Origin of the sequence: Microbacterium sp. 16-032 (assembly GCF_041079455.1) — a bacterium.
Lineage (GTDB): Bacteria > Actinomycetota > Actinomycetes > Actinomycetales > Microbacteriaceae > Microbacterium > Microbacterium testaceum_A.
Genome location: NZ_JBFYGQ010000005.1, coordinates 86,234 through 104,320, shown reverse-complemented (window position 1 = coordinate 104,320; position 18,087 = coordinate 86,234). Strand labels below are relative to the sequence as shown.

The 18,087-nt window shown below is 70.5% G+C and carries 17 protein-coding genes and 1 riboswitch; of the genes, 5 read left to right on the top strand and 12 right to left on the bottom strand.

Annotation, left to right across the window (positions count from 1 at the left end; translation table 11 throughout):
• Nucleotides 1–69 precede the first annotated feature (69 nt).
• Both AB6V31_RS11725 and AB6V31_RS11720 read right to left on the bottom strand, forming a co-directional pair.
• The gene (locus AB6V31_RS11725; protein ID WP_369365818.1) at nucleotides 70–1,485 is read right to left on the bottom strand and encodes an FAD-binding oxidoreductase; all 1,416 of its coding nucleotides are present in this window, start codon (nucleotides 1,483–1,485) and stop codon (nucleotides 70–72) included.
• Nucleotides 1,482–1,868, bottom strand: a complete 387-nt coding sequence (locus AB6V31_RS11720) for a YrdB family protein (RefSeq protein ID WP_235556943.1) — start codon at nucleotides 1,866–1,868, stop codon at nucleotides 1,482–1,484. The genes AB6V31_RS11725 and AB6V31_RS11720 overlap by 4 nt, the downstream gene beginning before the upstream one ends.
• A gap of 171 nt (nucleotides 1,869–2,039) precedes the next feature.
• A riboswitch (ZMP/ZTP riboswitch) is annotated at nucleotides 2,040–2,125 on the top strand.
• A 57-nt stretch (nucleotides 2,126–2,182) separates the two neighbouring features.
• On the opposite strand from AB6V31_RS11720, the gene glyA reads away from it, so the two are divergent.
• From glyA to AB6V31_RS11705, 3 genes are all read left to right on the top strand, one after another.
• Nucleotides 2,183–3,457, top strand: a complete 1,275-nt coding sequence (gene glyA, locus AB6V31_RS11715) for a serine hydroxymethyltransferase (protein WP_369365816.1) — start codon at nucleotides 2,183–2,185, stop codon at nucleotides 3,455–3,457.
• A gap of 267 nt (nucleotides 3,458–3,724) precedes the next feature.
• Entirely contained in the window at nucleotides 3,725–4,609 is an 885-nt protein-coding gene (locus AB6V31_RS11710; RefSeq protein WP_369365814.1) for a bifunctional methylenetetrahydrofolate dehydrogenase/methenyltetrahydrofolate cyclohydrolase, read from the top strand.
• 90 nt (nucleotides 4,610–4,699) lie between these two features.
• Nucleotides 4,700–5,191: a cytochrome C5 gene (locus AB6V31_RS11705; RefSeq protein ID WP_369365813.1), complete on the top strand. Its 492-nt coding sequence runs from the start codon at nucleotides 4,700–4,702 to the stop codon at nucleotides 5,189–5,191.
• 48 nt (nucleotides 5,192–5,239) lie between these two features.
• On the opposite strand, the gene AB6V31_RS11700 is transcribed toward AB6V31_RS11705, so the two are convergent.
• From AB6V31_RS11700 to hxlB, 3 genes are all read right to left on the bottom strand, one after another.
• On the bottom strand, nucleotides 5,240–5,971 hold the full coding sequence (locus tag AB6V31_RS11700) for a DUF6882 domain-containing protein (protein WP_369365811.1): 732 nt from the start codon (nucleotides 5,969–5,971) through the stop codon (nucleotides 5,240–5,242).
• 122 nt (nucleotides 5,972–6,093) lie between these two features.
• A complete protein-coding gene (gene hxlA / locus AB6V31_RS11695; protein WP_056226679.1) occupies nucleotides 6,094–6,717 on the bottom strand; it encodes a 3-hexulose-6-phosphate synthase in 624 nt (207 codons plus the stop codon).
• Between the two features lie 29 nt (nucleotides 6,718–6,746).
• Complete coding sequence (gene hxlB / locus AB6V31_RS11690) at nucleotides 6,747–7,319, bottom strand: 6-phospho-3-hexuloisomerase (protein WP_369365809.1); 573 nt, start codon at nucleotides 7,317–7,319, stop codon at nucleotides 6,747–6,749.
• Between the two features lie 101 nt (nucleotides 7,320–7,420).
• On the opposite strand from hxlB, the gene AB6V31_RS11685 reads away from it, so the two are divergent.
• Entirely contained in the window at nucleotides 7,421–8,260 is an 840-nt protein-coding gene (locus AB6V31_RS11685; RefSeq protein WP_369365806.1) for a LuxR C-terminal-related transcriptional regulator, read from the top strand.
• Here AB6V31_RS11685 and AB6V31_RS11680 read toward each other — a convergent pair.
• From AB6V31_RS11680 to AB6V31_RS11655, 6 genes are all read right to left on the bottom strand, one after another.
• Nucleotides 8,254–9,054: an HpcH/HpaI aldolase/citrate lyase family protein gene (locus AB6V31_RS11680; RefSeq protein WP_369365804.1), complete on the bottom strand. Its 801-nt coding sequence runs from the start codon at nucleotides 9,052–9,054 to the stop codon at nucleotides 8,254–8,256. The genes AB6V31_RS11685 and AB6V31_RS11680 overlap by 7 nt on opposite strands.
• Nucleotides 9,039–9,824 carry a fumarylacetoacetate hydrolase family protein gene (locus AB6V31_RS11675; protein WP_074694057.1) on the bottom strand — a complete coding sequence of 262 codons (786 nt, stop codon included), beginning with the start codon at nucleotides 9,822–9,824 and terminating at the stop codon, nucleotides 9,039–9,041. Before AB6V31_RS11675 ends, AB6V31_RS11680 begins: the two co-directional genes overlap by 16 nt.
• 264 nt (nucleotides 9,825–10,088) lie before the next feature.
• Nucleotides 10,089–11,237, bottom strand: a complete 1,149-nt coding sequence (gene hpaD / locus AB6V31_RS11670) for a 3,4-dihydroxyphenylacetate 2,3-dioxygenase (RefSeq protein ID WP_369365803.1) — start codon at nucleotides 11,235–11,237, stop codon at nucleotides 10,089–10,091.
• Between the two features lie 47 nt (nucleotides 11,238–11,284).
• The gene (gene hpaE / locus AB6V31_RS11665; RefSeq protein ID WP_369365801.1) at nucleotides 11,285–12,805 is read right to left on the bottom strand and encodes a 5-carboxymethyl-2-hydroxymuconate semialdehyde dehydrogenase; all 1,521 of its coding nucleotides are present in this window, start codon (nucleotides 12,803–12,805) and stop codon (nucleotides 11,285–11,287) included.
• Nucleotides 12,806–12,909: 104 nt separating this feature from the next.
• A complete protein-coding gene (locus tag AB6V31_RS11660; RefSeq protein ID WP_369365800.1) occupies nucleotides 12,910–13,596 on the bottom strand; it encodes a GntR family transcriptional regulator in 687 nt (228 codons plus the stop codon).
• Entirely contained in the window at nucleotides 13,593–15,056 is a 1,464-nt protein-coding gene (locus AB6V31_RS11655) for a fumarylacetoacetate hydrolase family protein (RefSeq protein WP_369365799.1), read from the bottom strand. Before AB6V31_RS11655 ends, AB6V31_RS11660 begins: the two co-directional genes overlap by 4 nt.
• Before the next feature lie 118 nt (nucleotides 15,057–15,174).
• On the opposite strand from AB6V31_RS11655, the gene AB6V31_RS11650 reads away from it, so the two are divergent.
• Nucleotides 15,175–16,557: an MFS transporter gene (locus AB6V31_RS11650; protein WP_369365797.1), complete on the top strand. Its 1,383-nt coding sequence runs from the start codon at nucleotides 15,175–15,177 to the stop codon at nucleotides 16,555–16,557.
• A 505-nt stretch (nucleotides 16,558–17,062) separates the two neighbouring features.
• Here the strand turns inward: AB6V31_RS11650 and AB6V31_RS11645 are convergent.
• Nucleotides 17,063–17,833: an endonuclease domain-containing protein gene (locus tag AB6V31_RS11645; RefSeq protein WP_074694061.1), complete on the bottom strand. Its 771-nt coding sequence runs from the start codon at nucleotides 17,831–17,833 to the stop codon at nucleotides 17,063–17,065.
• Nucleotides 17,834–18,087 lie beyond the last annotated feature (254 nt).

The following is an 18,087-nucleotide window of genomic DNA, read 5'->3' as shown; positions in this document are numbered from 1 at the left end:
CGTGAGCAATATCACGGTCTGATCACGTCGGTGGCGCGACGCGGCCGGAACGGCCGCGCAACGCACCGCTCAGGGGGTGAAGACCTTGCCCGGATTCAGGATGCCGAGCGGGTCGAAGACCCGGGCGATGTCGCGCTGCAGAGTCCACTGGTCGTCGCCGAGCTCATCGGCGAGCCAGCGCCGCTTGAGCACGCCGATCCCGTGCTCTCCGGTGAGGGTGCCGCCCAGCGCCAGTGCCGCGCGGAAGAGTTCCTCCGCCGCCTCCCACACGATCGGCGGCACCTCGGGCCCCTCGAACACGAAGTTGGGGTGCAGGTTGCCGTCGCCCGCGTGGGCGACCGCGGGGATGACGAGGCCGAACTCGCGCTCGATCCGCGCAATCTCGTCGAACATGTCGGGCAGGGCGCTGCGCGGCACCGACACGTCTTCGATGAGGGTCGTGCCGAGGGTCTCCATCGCGGGATGCATCGCGCGGCGGACGGCCAGCAGCGCCTCGCCCTCCGCTGCATCGGCGGCGACGGTCACCGTGCCTCCGGCGGCGCGCAGCACCTCGGCGACCGCGCGCGCCTCGTCGACGGCGACGGGTCCGTCGGTCTGCACGGTCAGCTGGGCGGCGCCGGCGACGGGGGCCGGCAGCGACAGCAGGCGGTGCACGGCCGCGAGGCTCGTGGCATCCATCAGCTCCATGATCGCGGGCTGGATACCGGATGCCGTGACCGCGGCCGACGCCACGGCGGCGGCCCGCACGCCCTCGAACAGGGCCGTGAGGGTCACGCGCTCGCCCTCGACGAGGCGACGGAGCTTGAGCGTCGCGCCGACGACGACACCGAGCGTGCCCTCCGACCCGATGACCAGGGAGGTCAGGTCGAGGCCGGTCACGCCCTTGACACTGCGGTGACCGAGGTGGAGGAGGCGCCCGTCGGCGAGCACCAGGTCGACACCGAGCACCGCGTCGCGCACCACGCCGTACTTCGCGCACAGCAGGCCACCCGCGCCGGTGGCGATGTTGCCGCCGACGGTCGAGATGGCCCGGCTCGCGGGGTCCGGCGCCCACCACACCCCGTGCGGTTCGAGCTGTGCGTTGAGATCGGCGTTCAGGATGCCGGGTTCGACGACGGCCAGCAGGTCGTCGGGGCGCACCTCGAGCATGCGGTGCATGCCGCGCAGCGACAGGCTGATCTCGCCGCCGCCGGTGTTCGCGCCTCCGGCGAGGCCGGTGCCCGCTCCGCGCGGGACCACCGGGGTGCGGGTGGCCGTGGCGACGCGCATGACCGCTTGGACATCGGCGATGGATCCCGCGTGCACGACCGCGAGGGGGAGTCCCTCGGCGGCGTGGCCCGACTTGTCGGCCCGCGCGGCGTCGAGGGCCGCGGGCGAGGTGTCGACGCGCTCGCCGAGCTCGGCCCGCAGAAGCTCGAGCGTGCGGTCAGCCGCCGCCCGGGAGCGCGCGGACGGCGCGGAATCCGCCGTCCCGTGGGGCGTCATGCCAGGCGCCGGCGGCCGTTCAGAGCGCCTAGGACGACGGCGACGATCGCGAAGATGAGGCCGACCCAGGCCTGACCCATGCTCCACCAGGCCACCGTGGCGGCGGCGTAGACGAACAGTTCGACGAGGGCGCGCACGAACGGGTGCACGGCGAGAACGGCGCGCGGCGAGACGAAGAGCGCCCACACCAGGATCGCCAGGGCCGGGGCGCCGATGCCGGCCACGATGTTCCAGGGGAACGGCCAGGCCAGGAAGCCCCAGACCGCGAGGGTCACGAAGGCGAACAGGCCGCAGACGACGCTGCCGATCTCCCACGCCGACGGCCGGGGGCGCATGCCGGGAGCGAGAGGCGCCTGGGCGCGGACATTGCGGGAGTCGGTCACCCCGCCATTTTACGCGGGCCTCGGGCCGCGGCATCCGCGATCCCTCGGCGTCGAGCCGACGGCGGCGCGATCGAGGCCCGGCCGAAGGGACCGGACCCCGGTGGGGCGGAACCTGTGGAGGAACGGTGGATGCCACGACGCGTGGGGCCGCGAGGGGTTTACCCGCTAAAGTGGCACCGTCGCGACTGGCGTTGAGGTGGGGAACCACCGGGGAGCGACCGCTTGACGGTATTCGACCGCACGCCTGGGTCGATGCGGTATCTACGCGGGCTCGCCGAGCCCGCGGCGTCCGGAACCATCGTCAAGGAGATCGCATGACCGATCCGTACTTCAACGCCCCCCTCTCCGAGGTCGACCCCGAGATCGCCGAGGTCCTCGAGCGCGAACTCAACCGCCAGCGCGGCTACCTCGAGATGATCGCGTCCGAGAACTTCGTCCCCGTCTCGGTGCTGCAGTCGCAGGGCTCGGTGCTGACCAACAAGTACGCCGAGGGCTACCCCGGTCGTCGCTACTACGGCGGCTGCGAAGAGGTCGACGTCGCCGAGTCGCTCGCCATCGAGCGCGCCAAGCAGCTGTTCGGCGCCGAGTTCGCCAACGTCCAGCCCCACTCGGGCGCCTCGGCCAACGCCGCGGTGCTGCACGCGATCGCCCGCCCCGGTGACACGCTGCTGGGCCTCGCCCTCGACCAGGGCGGTCACCTGACCCACGGCATGAAGATCAACTTCTCGGGCCGTCTGTACGACATCGTCGCCTACGGCGTCGACCCCGAGACCAGCATCATCGACATGGACGAGGTGCGCCGCCTCGCCCTCGAGCACAAGCCGAAGGTCATCATCGCCGGCTGGTCGGCCTACCCCCGCCAGCTCGACTTCGCCGCCTTCCGCGCGATCGCCGACGAGGTGGGCGCCCTGCTGTGGGTCGACATGGCGCACTTCGCCGGTCTCGTCGCCGCGGGCGTGCACCCCTCGCCGATCCCGCATGCGCACGTCGTCTCGACCACCGTGCACAAGACGATCGGCGGCCCCCGCTCGGGCCTCATCCTCACCAACGACGCCGACCTGGCCAAGAAGATCAACACCGCGGTCTTCCCCGGACAGCAGGGCGGACCGCTCATGCACGTCATCGCCGCGAAGGCGACGGCGTTCAAGCTCGCGATGACGCCCGAGTTCACAGAACGCCAGGAGCGCACCCTGCGCGGAGCGGCGATCCTCGCCGACCGCCTCACCCAGGACGACGTGAAGAACGCCGGCATCGCCGTGCGCTCGGGCGGCACCGACGTGCACCTCGTGCTCGTCGACCTGCGCGAGGCCGCGATCGACGGCAAGCAGGCCGAAGACCTGCTGCACGACATCCACATCACGGTCAACCGCAACGCGGTGCCGAACGACCCGCGTCCGCCGATGGTGACCTCGGGTCTGCGCATCGGCACGCCGGCGCTCGCGACCCGCGGCTTCGGCGACGCGGAGTTCACCGAGGTGGCCGACATCATCGCGCTCGCGCTGATCCCCGGCGCCGATGTCGAGGCCCTGCGCGCGCGCGTCGCGACCCTCGCCGACGCCTTCCCGCTGTACCCCGACCTGCAGCAGTGACCCCCGGCCGGGGCGGGGCTGCTGCGGCGGCCCCGTCCCGGTGGGCGGCCGCTCTTCGCGCGGCGCCGGATGCCGGCATCCGGCCCACGCTTCCCGCCGCGCAGCCCGCGCGTCGCATTCGCGCGGCGCCCAGCCGCGACAAACGCCCTTTCTTCCGAAACACGGTGTGAGGCGGCGCGTCTCGACAGGATCGGCGTTTATCGCCGAGGGGTTGCGGGGCGGCGACTTCGCGACACCACGAACGACAGACACAGAACGAGGGATGCCATGACGGCGACGATTCTCGACGGTAAGGCCGCGTCGGCGGCGATCAAGGCGGAGCTCACCGAGCGCGTCGCGGCCCTGCGCGAACGCGGCATCGTGCCGGGCATCGCCACCGTGCTCGTGGGCGCCGACCCCGCCTCGCAGCTGTACGTCGGTATGAAGCACAAGCAGTCCGAGGCGATCGGCATGAACTCGATTCAGGTCGAGCTGCCCGCCGAGGCCACGCAGGACGAGGTCGAGGCCGTCATCGACCGGCTCAACGCCGACCCCGCGTGCCACGGCTACATCGTGCAGCTCCCGCTGCCGAAGCACATCGACACCGACGCCATCCTGGAGCGCATCGATCCGGCGAAGGATGCCGACGGCCTGCACCCCACGAACCTCGGTCGTCTGGTGCTCAACGTCAACGCCCCGATCCACACGCCCCTGCCGTGCACGCCGCGCGGGGTCATCGAGCTGCTGCTTCGCAACGACTACGACCTGAAGGGCAAAGAGGTCGTCGTCGTTGGCCGCGGCGTGACCATCGGCCGCTCTATCGGGCTGCTGCTGACCCGCCGCGAGATCAACGCCACCGTCACCCTTACCCACACCGGCACCGCCGACCTGGCGAAGCACCTGCGGGAGGCCGACGTGATCGTCGCCGCCGCGGGCGTGAAGCACATCGTGCGCGCGGAGGACGTCAAGCCCGGCGCGGCCGTCCTCGACGTGGGTGTCACGCGCGAGACCGACCCCGAGACCGGGAAGTCGCGCGTGTACGGCGACGTGCACCCCGACGTCGCCGACGTGGCCGGCTTCGTCTCGCCGAACCCCGGCGGTGTCGGACCCATGACCGTGGCCCTGCTGATGACCAACGTCGTCGAGGCGGCGGAGCGCGCCACCACCCCCTGACGGTGAACCACGGCATGCCGCCGGTTGAACAGACGGAGCGTCGCACGCAATGGGGAGGCGCGAGCGCGTGCGACGTGGCAAGGTTTTCTCATGACTGAGTCCGTGCTGAACGACCTCCTCCGCCGCGTCACCGAGAGCGGCCTGCTCGAAGACGCCCAGATCGACGAAGACAGCGTCATCGGTTCCGGACACCTGGATGCCGCCGGCGTCGAGGTGGAGGTCGACCTCGACCCCGAGATCGACGAAGAAGAAGCCCCCGACCTCGACGCGATCATGAGCAACCTCAAGGACGTGCTCTCGGTCGGCGAGGAGCGCTGGCGCGCCATCGTCGAAGAGATCTCGAGCGACATCGAGGACGCCCTCGATGACGACGAGCTCGATGCCGACGTCGACCTGCGCACCGACCTCGAAGCGATCGGCGTGGGCGTGTTCGCCGACGCGATCATCGTGGTCTTCGCCGGTCAGACCTCGTTCCCCGACGCTCTCGTGCACGTGCAGCTCACGCCCGAGCTCGAGGTCGAGGACATCGAGATCATCGGCGACGACGACGAAGACGACGACGAAGACGCCGACGAGGACTGACTCCCGTTCGAAAGGGCCGCGCCGCATCGGCGCGGCCCTTTCGCGTTCTCAGGCGGTGCCGCCGAGGGAGGCCTTCATCGACGTGATTCGCGCCTGCTCGTCGAAGTCGAAGGTGACCGAGCCGGACGAGTCGGTGACGACGGCGCCCGAGAACGCCTCGTCGGTCCACGTCATGGTCCACCCGGCCAAGCGCGCGAGGTTCCACACGGCTCCGCGCGGATCGGCGGGCGTCGTGGTCGACAGGATGCGTGGCATCCGGATCATCGCTTCGGCGACGGTCAGCGCGGGCAACGGGGCATCGAGAAGCAGCACCGCGCGCGTGCCGGATTCACCCGAGGGTGCGGAGTAGTACGCCGAGCGGCCGGTGATGTCGACGGCGGCTCCGGCGATCTCGTGCGACACCTGCGCGATCCAGTCGGCGTCGCCCGGGGCGTCCGCGGGGAACGGAACCTCGGGTGAGGTGAGCTCGGCGATCCCGTGGGTCTCGCCGTAGGCGCGCAGCTGCGCGGCCACTCCCTGATCGCCGCCTCCCGCGGGGTGCGCCCACCCCCACAGGACGGAGCGGGGATCGGGGGCGATCGACGCGATGAGGTGCGCGCCGCAGACGAATCTGCGGGTCGGGTCGGTGGTCGACGAGAACGCGAACGTCCCCGTCGCGAGGTCGACGTCCCATCGGTGGTCGCCGAGCTCCTCGGCCGCCTGGCCCAGTGCGTCCTGGCGGAGGGCGGTGAAGAACGAGGCGCGATCGGCGAGAGCCCGGAGAATCGGATAAGTCGTCACCGCTCCACGCTAGACCGGTCGCTCGGAGTCGCACGGACGAAACGAGGACCGGCCCTCGACACGACGACGGGCCGGACGAGCGATCGTCCGGCCCGTCTTCGTTCTCGGGATGCGGTCGGCGCTCAGACGATCGCGGCGCGCAGCTCCGCGGCGGCGGCGCCCACATCGGGAGCGCTGTAGATGGCGCTGCCGGCGACGGCGACCTGGGCGCCCGCCTTCTGCACGTCGGCGATGCTCGACGCGTTGACGCCCCCGGCGACCGAGAACGGCACGCCCGAGGCTTCTCCGTCGCGCAACAGCGTGGCGAAGGTGAAGCCCTCCTCGGCCTGCTCGTCGAGCCCGGCGTGCATCTCGACGAACTCGACGCCGAGGGCGATGACCTCCTTGGCGCGGGCGGGCTTGTCGGCGACCCCGATGAGGTCGACGACGACGCCCTTGCCGTGCTTCTTGGCGGCGGTGACGGCGCCGACGATCGTGCTGTCTCCGGCGCTGCCGAGCACCGTCACGAGGTCGGCGCCGGCGCCGAAGGCGATGTCGGCCTCGAGCTCGCCGGCATCCATCGTCTTCAGATCGGCGAAGACGATCTTGTCGGGGTGGGCCTTCTTGATCGCGGTGATGGCCGACAGGCCCTCGCTCTTGATGAGCGGGGTGCCGAGCTCGAGGATGTCGACGTGCGGGGCCGCGGCGGCGGCGAGGTCGAGGGCGGCCTCGGTGGAGAGGGTGTCCATGGCGAACTGCAGCTTCATTGGGGGGTCCTGACTGTCGGGGTGGAGGGTCATTCGAGGTTCGCGTGGCGGGGCCACAGGTCGTCGGCCGAGAGGCCCGAGCGCTGCCAGAGCGCGTCGAACATCGCGTCGCCGAAGAGCACGACGGCCTGCTCGAACAGGCCGCCGGCGTATTGGGTGGAGGCCGTGCCCGAGCGGTCGAGCTTCGTCGCGGCGGCGACCACGACGAGGGCGTCCGCCGCCTGCCCGAGGGGCGAGTCGGGAGCGGTGGTGATTGCCACGATGCGGGCGCCGACCTCGGTGGCGGTCTCGACGGCGCGGACGATCGCGGTCGTCATTCCCGAGCCGCTGGCGGTGAGCAGCACATCACCGGCGCGAATCGCGGGGGCGGTGGTCTCGCCGACGACGTGCACGGCGAGGCCGAGGTGCATGAGGCGCATCGCGGTCATCTGCAGCGCGAGGCCCGAGCGGCCGGCGCCGAGGACGAACACGCGGTCGGCGCCGGCCATCACCTCGAGCACGTCGTCCGCGCTGTCACCGGTCGCGAGGCGATCGACGACCGAGGTCAGCTCGCCCGCGATGCGGGAGAGGGATGCCGCGATGCCGGCGTCGGGGGAAGTCATGGCTCCATGATTCGCCGGGGGAGCGGGGCGCGTGGCCGGTCGACGGCACAGGTTGACCTACCCGATCGGGTAGGTGTTCCTCGTGGGCTAGGTTGGGGCGAGTGAACCCGTCCGCCGAGTGGTCGTCCCCCGCGTCTCGCGCCCTCGTCATCGAGCACGAACGCATCGTCGCCGAGCAGGCCGACCGCCACGCCGTGACGCTCGAATCGGTGCTGGCGATCCTGCGCTCCACGCGCCTCGACGACCGGGCGGCCCGCGCCCTGGCCGTGGAGACCGCGGCCGCCGCCCTCGTCGTGCTGCGGACGTCGACCGATCAACAGCGCAGCGCCCTGCTGGAGCCCGTCACCGGGGCCTTCGCCCGGTTGCGCACCGACCTTCGCCCGCTCGTTCGACACGGCGACCTCGACGTGCAGTTCGTCGAACCGCCGGCGACCGGGCGCGCCCTCCCCGGCGAAGTCGCCCACGAGGCGCGGGCGATCGTCCGCAGCGCCGTCCTCGCCCTGCTCGATCGGGGCACTCCGCACCGCGTGCGCATCCAATGGGATTGCGACGGGCTCAACCTGCTGATCGGCATCCGCGACGACGGAGCAGGCACCCTCACCGCTCACGACGACTCGCTGGGACCGATCGTCGAGCGGGTCAGCGCACTCAACGGGGCGTTCGACGTCGCCTCGACCCCCGGGTGGGGGTCGGAGCTGTCGGTCGTCCTGCCGCTCGATCCGCCGCCGCGTCCCGACTTCCTCGACGAAGCGGTCGATCTCAGCCCCCGCGAAAGCGAGGTGCTCAGCCTGGTCGTGGCCGGCTCACGCAACAGCGCGATCGCCGAACGCCTCGGCATCAGCGAGAACACCGCGAAGTTCCACGTGTCGAATCTGCTGCGCAAAGCCGGGGTCTCGACCCGGGCCGAGCTCGCGGCCCTCGGAACGGCGCGCGCTCAGTAACTGTCGCGCTGCTCCGCGCGGGCGGTGACGAACCGCGCCGCCAGTGCCTCCGACGCGCGGGCGAGCAGAGCCACGTCTGCGCCGACCGCGACGAAATCCGCGCCGGCGTCGAGGTAGGCCTCGGCCACCACGGGGTCGAAGGCGTTCACGCCGACCGGGGTCCCGGCATCCGCTGCTGCGGCGAACACGCGATGCACCGCGGCCACGACGTCGGGGTGCGACTGCTGCCCGAGCAGGCCCATCGAGGCCGAGAGGTCGCTGGGGCCGACGAAGATGGCATCCACCCCCTCGACCGCGGCGATCGCGGCGGCGTTGTCGACGCCCGCCGTCGTCTCGATCTGCACCGTGAGCGAGACGTGCTCGGCGGCCTCGGCGAGATAGCCGTCGACCCGGTTCCAGCGCGCGCTGCGGGCGAGGGCGCTGCCGACCCCGCGCACGCCCTGGGGCGGGTAGCGCGTGGCGGCGACCGCGGCGCGCGCTTCGTCGGCGGTCGAGACCATCGGCACGATGAGGTTCTGCGCGCCCAGATCGAGCACCCGCTTGATGCTCACGGGGTCGTTCCACGGCACGCGCACGACCGGGGTGACCGGATAGGCGGCGGCCACCTGCAGCTGAGTCAGCACCGACTCGAGCGAGGTCGCGGAGTGCTCCATGTCGAGCAGCAGCCAGTCGAGGCCCGAGCCCGCGGCGATCTCGGTGATCGTGGCGTTTCCCGAGCACACCCACATGCCCGCGAGGGGGCGATCGGATGCCGCGAGGGCGGCCCGGAAAGTCGGGGTCAGACGAAGCGGCACGAGATCGTTCCCATCGGTCCGTAATCGCACAGCACGTCATCACCCTGCGACACCCACATCGGGCGCGTGAACGATCCTGCCAGGATGATCTCTCCCGCCTCCAGACGCGCGCCGTGCTGGTGGAACTTGTTCGCGAGCCACGCCACCCCGGTCGCCGGGTGGCCGAGGACGCCCGCGGCGACGCCGGTCTCTTCGATCTCGCCGTTGCGGCTCAGCACGCCCGGGACCCACCGCAGGTCGATCTCGTCGGGACGCTTGCGCACGTCGCCGAGCACCATCGCCCCGTAGGCGGCGTTGTCGCTGATCGTGTCGACGATCGTGCGGCCCTCGAGCTCGATGTGCGAGTTGAGCACCTCGAGCGCGGGCACGGCGTAGTCGATCGCGGCGAGGGCGTCGTCGAGCGTGCAGTCGGGACCCTCGAGCGGGGTCTTCAGCACGAACGCGAGTTCGACCTCGATGCGCACGTTCGAGAACAGGGCGACCGGGATCTCGTCTCCCGAGCGGTAGACCGTGTCATCGAACATCACGCCGTAGTCGGGCTCGGTGATGCCCGTCGCCTGCTGCATCGCCTTCGACGTCAGGCCGATCTTGCGCCCGACGAGGGTGCGACCGGCGGCGATCTGCGTATCGCGCCAGCGGCCTTGGATCGCGTAGGAGTCTTCGACCACGGCATCCGGATACCTCGCCGTGATCCGCGGGATCACCGCGTGCGCGCGATCGGCCTCGGCGAGCTCGGCCGCGATGGCGTCGATCTGTGCGTCGGTGAGCATGGGGTCTCCTTGGTTGGTCTCACGAACCTCGTCCCACTTCTGGTGGAGCGTGTCCCACTTCTGGCTGGCTGAGGGATGCCCAACCAGCCAAAAGTGGAACAGCGGTGGGCTGGACGGCCTGCGGCTGTGCACGCGTCCCACTTCTGGTGGAGCGTGTCCCGAATTCGGCTGGTCGAGAGGGGCTCAGACCGCCATAAGTGGGACATGGGGGCGGGCGTTGGCTGGGGCGCTGGCTGGGGCGCTGGCGCTGGCTGGGCTGGCGGGTCAGAGCTGGTTGCCCAGCTTGAACTCGCCCGATCCGACCTCTTCGGGGGCGCGGGTGTAGCTGAAGCCGTCGGCGCCGATGGTCACGGCCATCTCGCTCGAGTCGGTGCGGGCGCGCACCGGCTGCGGGTTGCCGTCGAGGTCGAGCACGAGCGAGCCCTCGGTGTACCACGACGGCACGACGGGGTTGCCCCACCAGTCGCGGCGCTGGTTGTCGTGGACGTCCCAGGTGATGACGGGGTTGTCGGGGTCGCCGGTGTAGTAGTCCTGCGTGTAGACCTCGACGCGGTGCCCGTCGGGGTCGCGCAGGTACAGGTAGAACGCGTTCGAGACGCCGTGGCGACCGGGGCCGCGTTCGATGGCATCCGATCGACGAAGGGCGCCGAGCTTGTCGCAGATCGCGAGGATGTTGTGCTTCTCGTGCGTCGCGAAGCACACGTGGTGCATGCGGGGGCCGTCGCCGCCCGTCATGGCGGTGTCGTGCACGGTGGGCTTGCGGCGCATCCAGGCCGCGTAGACGGTGCCCTCTTCGTCCTGGATGTCCTCGGTCACGCGAAAGCCGAGCGACTGCATGAAGTTCACCGCGCGCGGCACGTCGGGGGTGATCTGGTTGAAGTGGTCGAGACGCACCAGCTCGCCGGGGGAGTGCAGGTCGTAGCGCCACGACAGGCGCTCCTGGTGCTCGGTGTCGAAGAAGAACTCGTACGGGAAGCCGAGGGGGTCGACCACGCGCACCGAGTCGCCGATGCCCTTCGTGAAGCCGTTCGGCTCGCGGCGCACGTCGCAGCCGAGCTCCTCGTAGAACGCGACGGCCTTGTCGAGGTCGTCGGCGCTGCGCACGCGGTACGAGAACGTCGCGACGGCCGCGACCGGCCCCTGACGCAGCACCAGGTTGTGGTGGATGAACTCCTCGGTCGAGCGGAGGTAGATCGCCTCGTCGTTCTCTTCGGTGATGTGCAGGCCGAGGACGTCGACGTAGAAGACACGGGATGCCGCGAGGTCGGTCACCACGAGCTCCATGTACGCGCAGCGCAGGATGTCGGGCGCGGGTGAGGCGGGCGTGAGGATGGGGTTGTCCGACTGGATCGGTGCCTCTTCGGTCACCCAGAACCCGGAGGAGGTCTTCTGTTCTTCGGTGTGTTTTGCCATGGTTCGCGTCCTTGCGTGTGTGTCGGCGTCTCGGGGGTCGGGCGGGCTCAGTGCGCCTGCGCCTTGCCGAAGGTGGGGTTGTGGGCGCCGCCGAGCGTGATGTGCACGGCCTGCTGGTCGGTGTAGAAATCGATCGAGCGGTAGCCACCCTCGTGGCCCAGGCCCGAGGCCTTCACGCCGCCGAAGGGGGTGCGCAGGTCGCGGACGTTGTTGGAGTTCAGCCACACCATGCCGGCCTCGACGTTCTGCGCGAACAGGTGCGCGCGCGTGAGGTCGTTGGTCCAGACGTAGGCGGCCAGGCCGTACTTCGTGTTGTTGGCCAGTGCGAGGGCCTCGTCAGCGGTGTCAAAGGGGGTGATCGCGACGACGGGGCCGAAGATCTCCTCCTGGAAGATGCGCGCGTCGGGCGCCACGTCGGCGAAGACCGTGGGGCGCACGAAGTTGCCCTCGTCGAAGCCCTCGGGGCGGCCGCCGCCGGCGACCAGGCGTCCCTCGGTCTTGCCGAGCTCGACGTACGACATGACCTTGGCGTAGTGGTCGGGGTGCACGAGGGCGCCGACCTCGGTGTCGGGGTCGTCGGGGAAGCCGACCTTCACGCGGTCGGCCTGAGCGGCGTAGCGCTCGACGAACTCGTCGTAGACCTCGCGTTGAACGAGGATGCGGCTGCCCGCGGTGCAGCGCTCGCCGTTGAGCGAGAAGACGCCGAAGATGGTCGCGTCGATCGCGGCGTCGAGGTCGGCGTCGGCGAAGACGATGGCCGGGCTCTTGCCCCCCAGCTCCATCGAGAGGCCCTTCAAGAACGGCGCCGCGTTGGAGAAGATCAGCTGACCCGTCGAGCTCTCGCCGGTGAACGAGATCAGCGGCACCTCGGGGTGCTTCACGAGCGCGTCGCCGGCGTCTTCACCGAGGCCGTTGACGAGGTTGAACACGCCCTCGGGCAGGCCCGCCTCCTCGAAGATGCCGGCCCACAGCGACGCCGACAGGGGCGTGAACTCGGCCGGCTTGAGGACCACGGTGTTGCCGGTGGCGAGGGCGGGGCCGAGCTTCCACGACTCGAGCATGAAGGGGGTGTTCCACGGCGTGATGAGGCCCGCGACACCGATTGGCTTGCGGTTGACGTAGTTGAGCTGACGGCCCGGCACCTTGAAGGCGTCGTCGGTCTGGGCCACGATCAGGTCGGCGAAGAAGCGGAAGTTCTCGGCCGCGCGCCGGGCCTGACCGAGCGCCTGCGTGATCGGCAGGCCCGAGTCGAACGACTCGAGCTCGGCAAGGCGCTCGTCGCGGGACTCGACGATGTCGGCGATGCGGTGCAGCACGCGCGAGCGCTCGCGCGCCAGCATCCGGGGCCAGGGTCCCTCGGTGAAGGCCTTGCGTGCGGCCGCGACGGCGAGGTCGATGTCGGCCTTCTTGCCGGCGGCGGCCCGCAGGTAGGTCTGGTTGGTCACCGGGTCGAGCACGTCGAAGGTGTCGCCGTCGACCGAGTCGACGAACCGGCCGCCGATGTAGTGCTGGATGCGCTCGGGCAGATCGGCCGGTGTGCGGCGGGCGGTGGTGAGCGGGGTGGTCATGGGTGCTCCTTCGGTGAAGAGGGGTGGATGCCGGGTGGCAGGCGATCCGCGACGGCGATGTCGTCGGGGCGCGGGGTCATGGCATCCGGAAGGGTCTTTCGAGGTCAGAAAGCGGGGAGGCCGAGCACTTCGTCGGGGTGCTCGTGGATCATGTAGGCGTCGAGGGTGGCCGAGCGGTGTCGGCGCGAGACCTTCTCGATCTCGGCCAGGGGAGCGCCGTTCTCGATGAGGACGAGGATGTTCTCGTGCTCGCGCACCGACTCCGCAGCTCGCCCCGGCACGAAGCTGAACGTCGAATCGCGCAGGTGCCCGAGGCGCGCCCACTCGGCCTGCACGAGCTCGAGCATGCGCGGGTTGGCGCACTTCTCGAACAGGATCGCGTGGAACTCCTGGTTGAGCGCGGTGAAGGCGCGGGGGTCGAAGTGCTCGAGCGTCTCGACCATCAGCTCGTTGACCTGGCGGGCGCGGCGCACATCGTCCGCGGTGAGCGAGCGGGCCGACAGGGCCGTCGCGGCCCCCTCGAGCAGACTGAGGGCCTGCATGCTGAAGCGGTAGGCGGTGTCGTCGACCATCGACACGCGCGCGCCGACGTTGCGCTCGAACATCACCAGGCCCTCGGCCTCGAGCTGGCGGATCGCCTCGCGTACCGGCACGACGCTCATGTCGAGTTCGCCGGCGATCGAGCCGAGCACCAGGCGGTAGCCGGGGGTGAAGTCCTGCGAGGCGATGCGCTGCTTGATCCAGTGGTACGCCTGCTGCGACTTGCTCCTGCTGGCGGTGACGTCGCTCATCGGGTGACCTCGCTCTCGTACCGGGCGCGCCATTCCGCGTTCATCGGGAACAGCCCCTCGATCGGATGACCGGATGCCACCTGACCGGCGATCCACGCGTCTTCGGCCTCTTGCGCGAGGGCGGCGTCGACCACCTCTTCGACGATCGCGGGCGGGATGACGATCACGCCGTCGCCGTCGCCCACGAGGATGTCGCCGGGCTCGACGGTGGTGCCGCCGCAGCCGACGGCCACGTCGGTCTCCCACGGCACGTGACGGCGACCCAGGACGGCCGGGTGCGGGCCCGCGGTGAAGACGGGGATGCCCACCGCGGCCACGGCCTCGGCGTCGCGGACCCCGCCATCGGTGACGATCGCCGCGGCCTTCCGGGCGTGCGCGCGGATCGCGAGGATGTCGCCGAGCGTGCCCGATCCGGTCTCGCCGCGTGCCTCGACGACGATGACTTCGCCCTCGCCGACCGCGTCGAACGCGCGCTTCTGGGCGTTCTGTCCGCCGCCGTGCGAGGCGAAGAGGTCTTCGCGGTGCGGGACGAAGCGCAGCGTCCGCGCCGTGCCGACGAAGCGGCTGCCGGGGGTGAGCGGGTGCACGCCGTCGATGGTGACGTCATTGAGGCCGCGCTTGCGCAGCTGTCCGCTGAGGGCAGCGACCGGGACGCGCGAGAGCTTGTCGCGCAGGGCGGGAGAGAGGACGGGGGCCGGAGGAGTGAGCCCGGCCGCCTCGGCCGAGCCCCATGCCTCGGTGCGCTGGGTGTCGTCGACCGCGGGGAGCGAGCCGATCGCGGGGTCGAAAGACTGCGCGCCCTGGGTCACGGTCGTGCGGAGCCGGCCGGTCGAGTGAGCGCCGGCATCCACCTGCACGTCCACCACATCTCCGGGCACGACCACCGACGAGCCGGCGGGCGTGCCGGTGAGGATGACGTCACCGGTTTCGAGGGTGAAGTGCTGCGAGAGGTCGGCGACGATCTGGGCGAGCGAGAAGATGAGGCCCGCGGTGGAGTCGTCTTGCACGAGGTCACCGTTCACCCACGTGCGCAGGCGCAGGGCGGTGGGATCGACCTCGCGGGCGTCGATGAGCGCGGGACCGAGCGGGGTGTAGCCGTCGCCGCCTTTGGAGCGGACGTTCGAGCCCTTGTCGTTCGCGCGGAGGTCGTAGAGACCGAAGTCGTTCGCGGCGGTGACGGATGCCACGTGCGACCACGCGGCATCCGGAGCCACCCACCGCGCCAGCTCGCCGATGACCAGCGCGATCTCACCCTCGAACGCGAGGAGTTCGGTGCCCGCGGGGCGCACGATCTCGGACCCGGATGCCGCGAGCGAGCTCGACGGCTTGAAAAAATACGACGGGGCGGCCGGTCGACGACCGCGCTGGTCGGCGCGCGAGCCGTACGAGAGGTGGACGGCCACGATCTTGCCCGGGCGTGCACCGAGGACGGTGAACCGGGGGTCGGTGGTGTCGTTCATGAAGCTCCCTTGCGTCGTATCCGAAATCGTATACGATGACCAACGCCCCAGCAACACCACGCCTCGTCGCCGACGACGACGTCCCGGGGTTTGACGATGACGTCTCGAAGGAGTCCCCATGTCCCGCTCTCAGCCGCAGGGCTTCACGCCCACCGGCACCATCTCCACCCCGAAGGACCGCCGCCGCGTGGTCTTCGCCACCGTTGTCGGCACCACCGTCGAGTGGTACGACTTCTTCCTCTACGCCTCGGCCGCCGGTCTCGTGTTCGGCCAGCTGTTCTTCGCGCCCGCCGGTCCCGGCATCGCGCAGATCCTGTCGTTCCTCACGGTGGGTCTGAGCTTCCTGTTCCGCCCGCTCGGTGCTTTCCTCGCCGGACACCTCGGCGACAAGTACGGCCGCCGCGTCGTGCTCATGCTGACGCTCATCATGATGGGCGCCTCGACCACCCTCATCGGTGTGCTGCCGACCTACGAGGTCATCGGCGTCGCGGCCCCCGTGCTGCTCATCCTGTTGCGCGTGCTGCAGGGCATCTCGGCGGGTGGCGAGTGGGGCGGCGCGGTGCTCATGGCCGTCGAGCACGCCCCCAAGGCCAAGCGCAGCCTCTTCGGCGCCTCGCCGCAGCTGGGCGTGCCCCTCGGCCTGCTGCTCGCCAGCGGCATGCTCGCCCTGATGGCCGTCATCGCCCCGGGAGACGCCTTCTTCGCGTGGGGCTGGCGCGTGCCGTTCCTGCTGTCGTTCGTGCTGATCCTCGTCGGCTACTACGTGCGCAAGAAGGTCGAAGAGAGCCCGGTGTTCGTCGAGCTCGCCGAGCGCAAGGAGCAGACCCGGATGCCGATCGTGCAGCTGTTCCGCAAGCACTCGCTGCTCGTGATCATCGCCGCGTTCGTGTTCGCCGGCAACAATGCCGTGGGCTATATGACCACCGGCGGGTATATCCAGCGCTACGCGACCGACCCGAAGGGCCCGCTGGGCCTGGCCACCGCCGACGTGCTCGGCGCCGTGACCCTGTCGGCGGTCACCTGGCTGATCTTCACCTGGCTCGGTGGATGGCTGGGTGACAAGATCGGCCGCCGCAACACTTACATCATCGGATGGCTCTCGATGCTCGTGGCCATCGTGGCGCTGTTCCCGCTCGTGAACTCCGGCAGCATCGTGCTGCTGACGCTCGGCCTCATGCTGCTCACGGTCGGCCTCGGTCTGACCTACGGCCCCCAGGCCGCGCTGTACGCCGAGCTGTTCCCGGCATCCATCCGCTTCTCGGGGGTGTCGATCGCCTACGCGCTCGGCGCGATCCTCGGCGGCGCGTTCGCCCCGACCATCGCGACCGCCCTCGTCGAGAGCACCGGAACGACCGTGTCGGTCACGGTGTACCTCGCGATCATGGCCGTGCTCGGTCTCGTCGCGACGCTGCTGCTGCGCGACCGCAGCGGCATCCCCCTCGGCCCCGACCACGAGGCCGAGCAGGAAGTCAGCCCCGTCCGCGGGCTGTCGAAGGTCTGAGTCGGTTGACGAACGGTCCTGTCGCGCTCCGGCGCGGTGGGGCCGTTCGGCGTTGCGCGGCGCGCGGTTCAGGGCCGCGGCCGGGCTCAGCGGCCCCGGCGGGGCTTATGTGCCTGAGATGGTCGGTGTTGCCCGGGCCGGCTGGCCGTTCGAGGCAAGTGAGCGCTCGGCCTGTCGGTTGGTTTGCCTCAGATGGTCGGTGCTGCTCGGGCCGGCGGCCATTCGAGGCAAGTGAGCGTGTGGCCTGTCAATTGGTTGCCTCGGTTGGTCGGTGTTGCCCGGGCTGTTGGCCATGTGGGGCAAGTGAACGCTTGGCCCGTCAATTGGTTGCCTGAGATGGGCGGTGTTGCCCGGGCCAACGGCCATTCGAGGCAAATGAACGCGGGGCCCGTCGATTCACTTGCCCTGGATGGTCGGTCGGTGTTGCTCGGGCCGGCGGCCCATCGAGGCACGTGAGCGGATGCCGTGGCTCGAACAGCGTGGGGCGCCCGGCCGACGGCGCGCGTCAACCGAGGCGCGGTCCGCGGGAGAGCGCCGCGCGCGCCCTCATCGCGAACTCCTCCCGGTGCTGCGCGAGGTCGGACGCGGTCACGCGAATGATGCGCCATCCGAGGTCGGCGAGCATCTCGTAGCGCCGGATGTCGCGTGCCCACTGCCGCGGGTCCGTGAGGTGCTGCTCGCCTTCGTACTCGAAGCCCACCTTGCGCTCCGGAAACGCGAGGTCGACGAGGGCTACGACCTCGCGCTCGACGACCACGGGGTGATTCAGCGACGGTTCGGGCAGGCCCGCGGCCAGAAGCAGGAGTCTGGTCTGGGTCTCTTTCCTCGACCGTGAGCGAGTACGCACCAGGGGAAGTGCTGCGCGCAGCGAAGCGGCACCCCGCCGCCGCCCCGCCTCGAGAGCTGCCGTGAGCTCGGCGATCGTCGCGAGCGCTGGTGGGTCATCGGAGCGCATGGGCTCGCGCACCAATGCATCGCCGAGCGCGACCAGGTCGTCCCGCTGCAGCAGGGCGCCCATCATGGCCCAGGTCGTTGCGGGGCTCGTCACCCGCAGCCCGCTCACGGGTTCGATGCGGACACTGCCCATCCCCTCGGTGAGCGAGATGCCGCGCACTCCGCGCGCCCTGCCTGCGCGAGCGGGCAGGAGCACTCCGACATCGAGGGGACGCTCGACGAGCCGGTCCGGTCCGTCGCGGAGGTGGAAAACCGATGAGGGCAGCGGCGCGCCCCACGCCACGGCCGCGGCGACCAGACAGAAGAACTCGCACTCCCGCATGCGTGCGGCGTAGGCGGCTGACCGTCGTCGAACGGATGCCTCGAACGCATCGTCCGGCCGAGCAGAGCGCGTCCGTACTCCGTGGAAAGGAGCGCAGAGGTCGGCAGCCCGAAGCCGACTTCGCGGCACCCCGAGATTCCTCGCCGCAGAGACCGAGAAGGACTCGGGTAGCTCGACGAGAAGGGGAGCAGCTCTCACCCCCGAAACATCGCACACCGCGCATGGCCGTCGGCGCGGCATCCGCGATCTGTGGA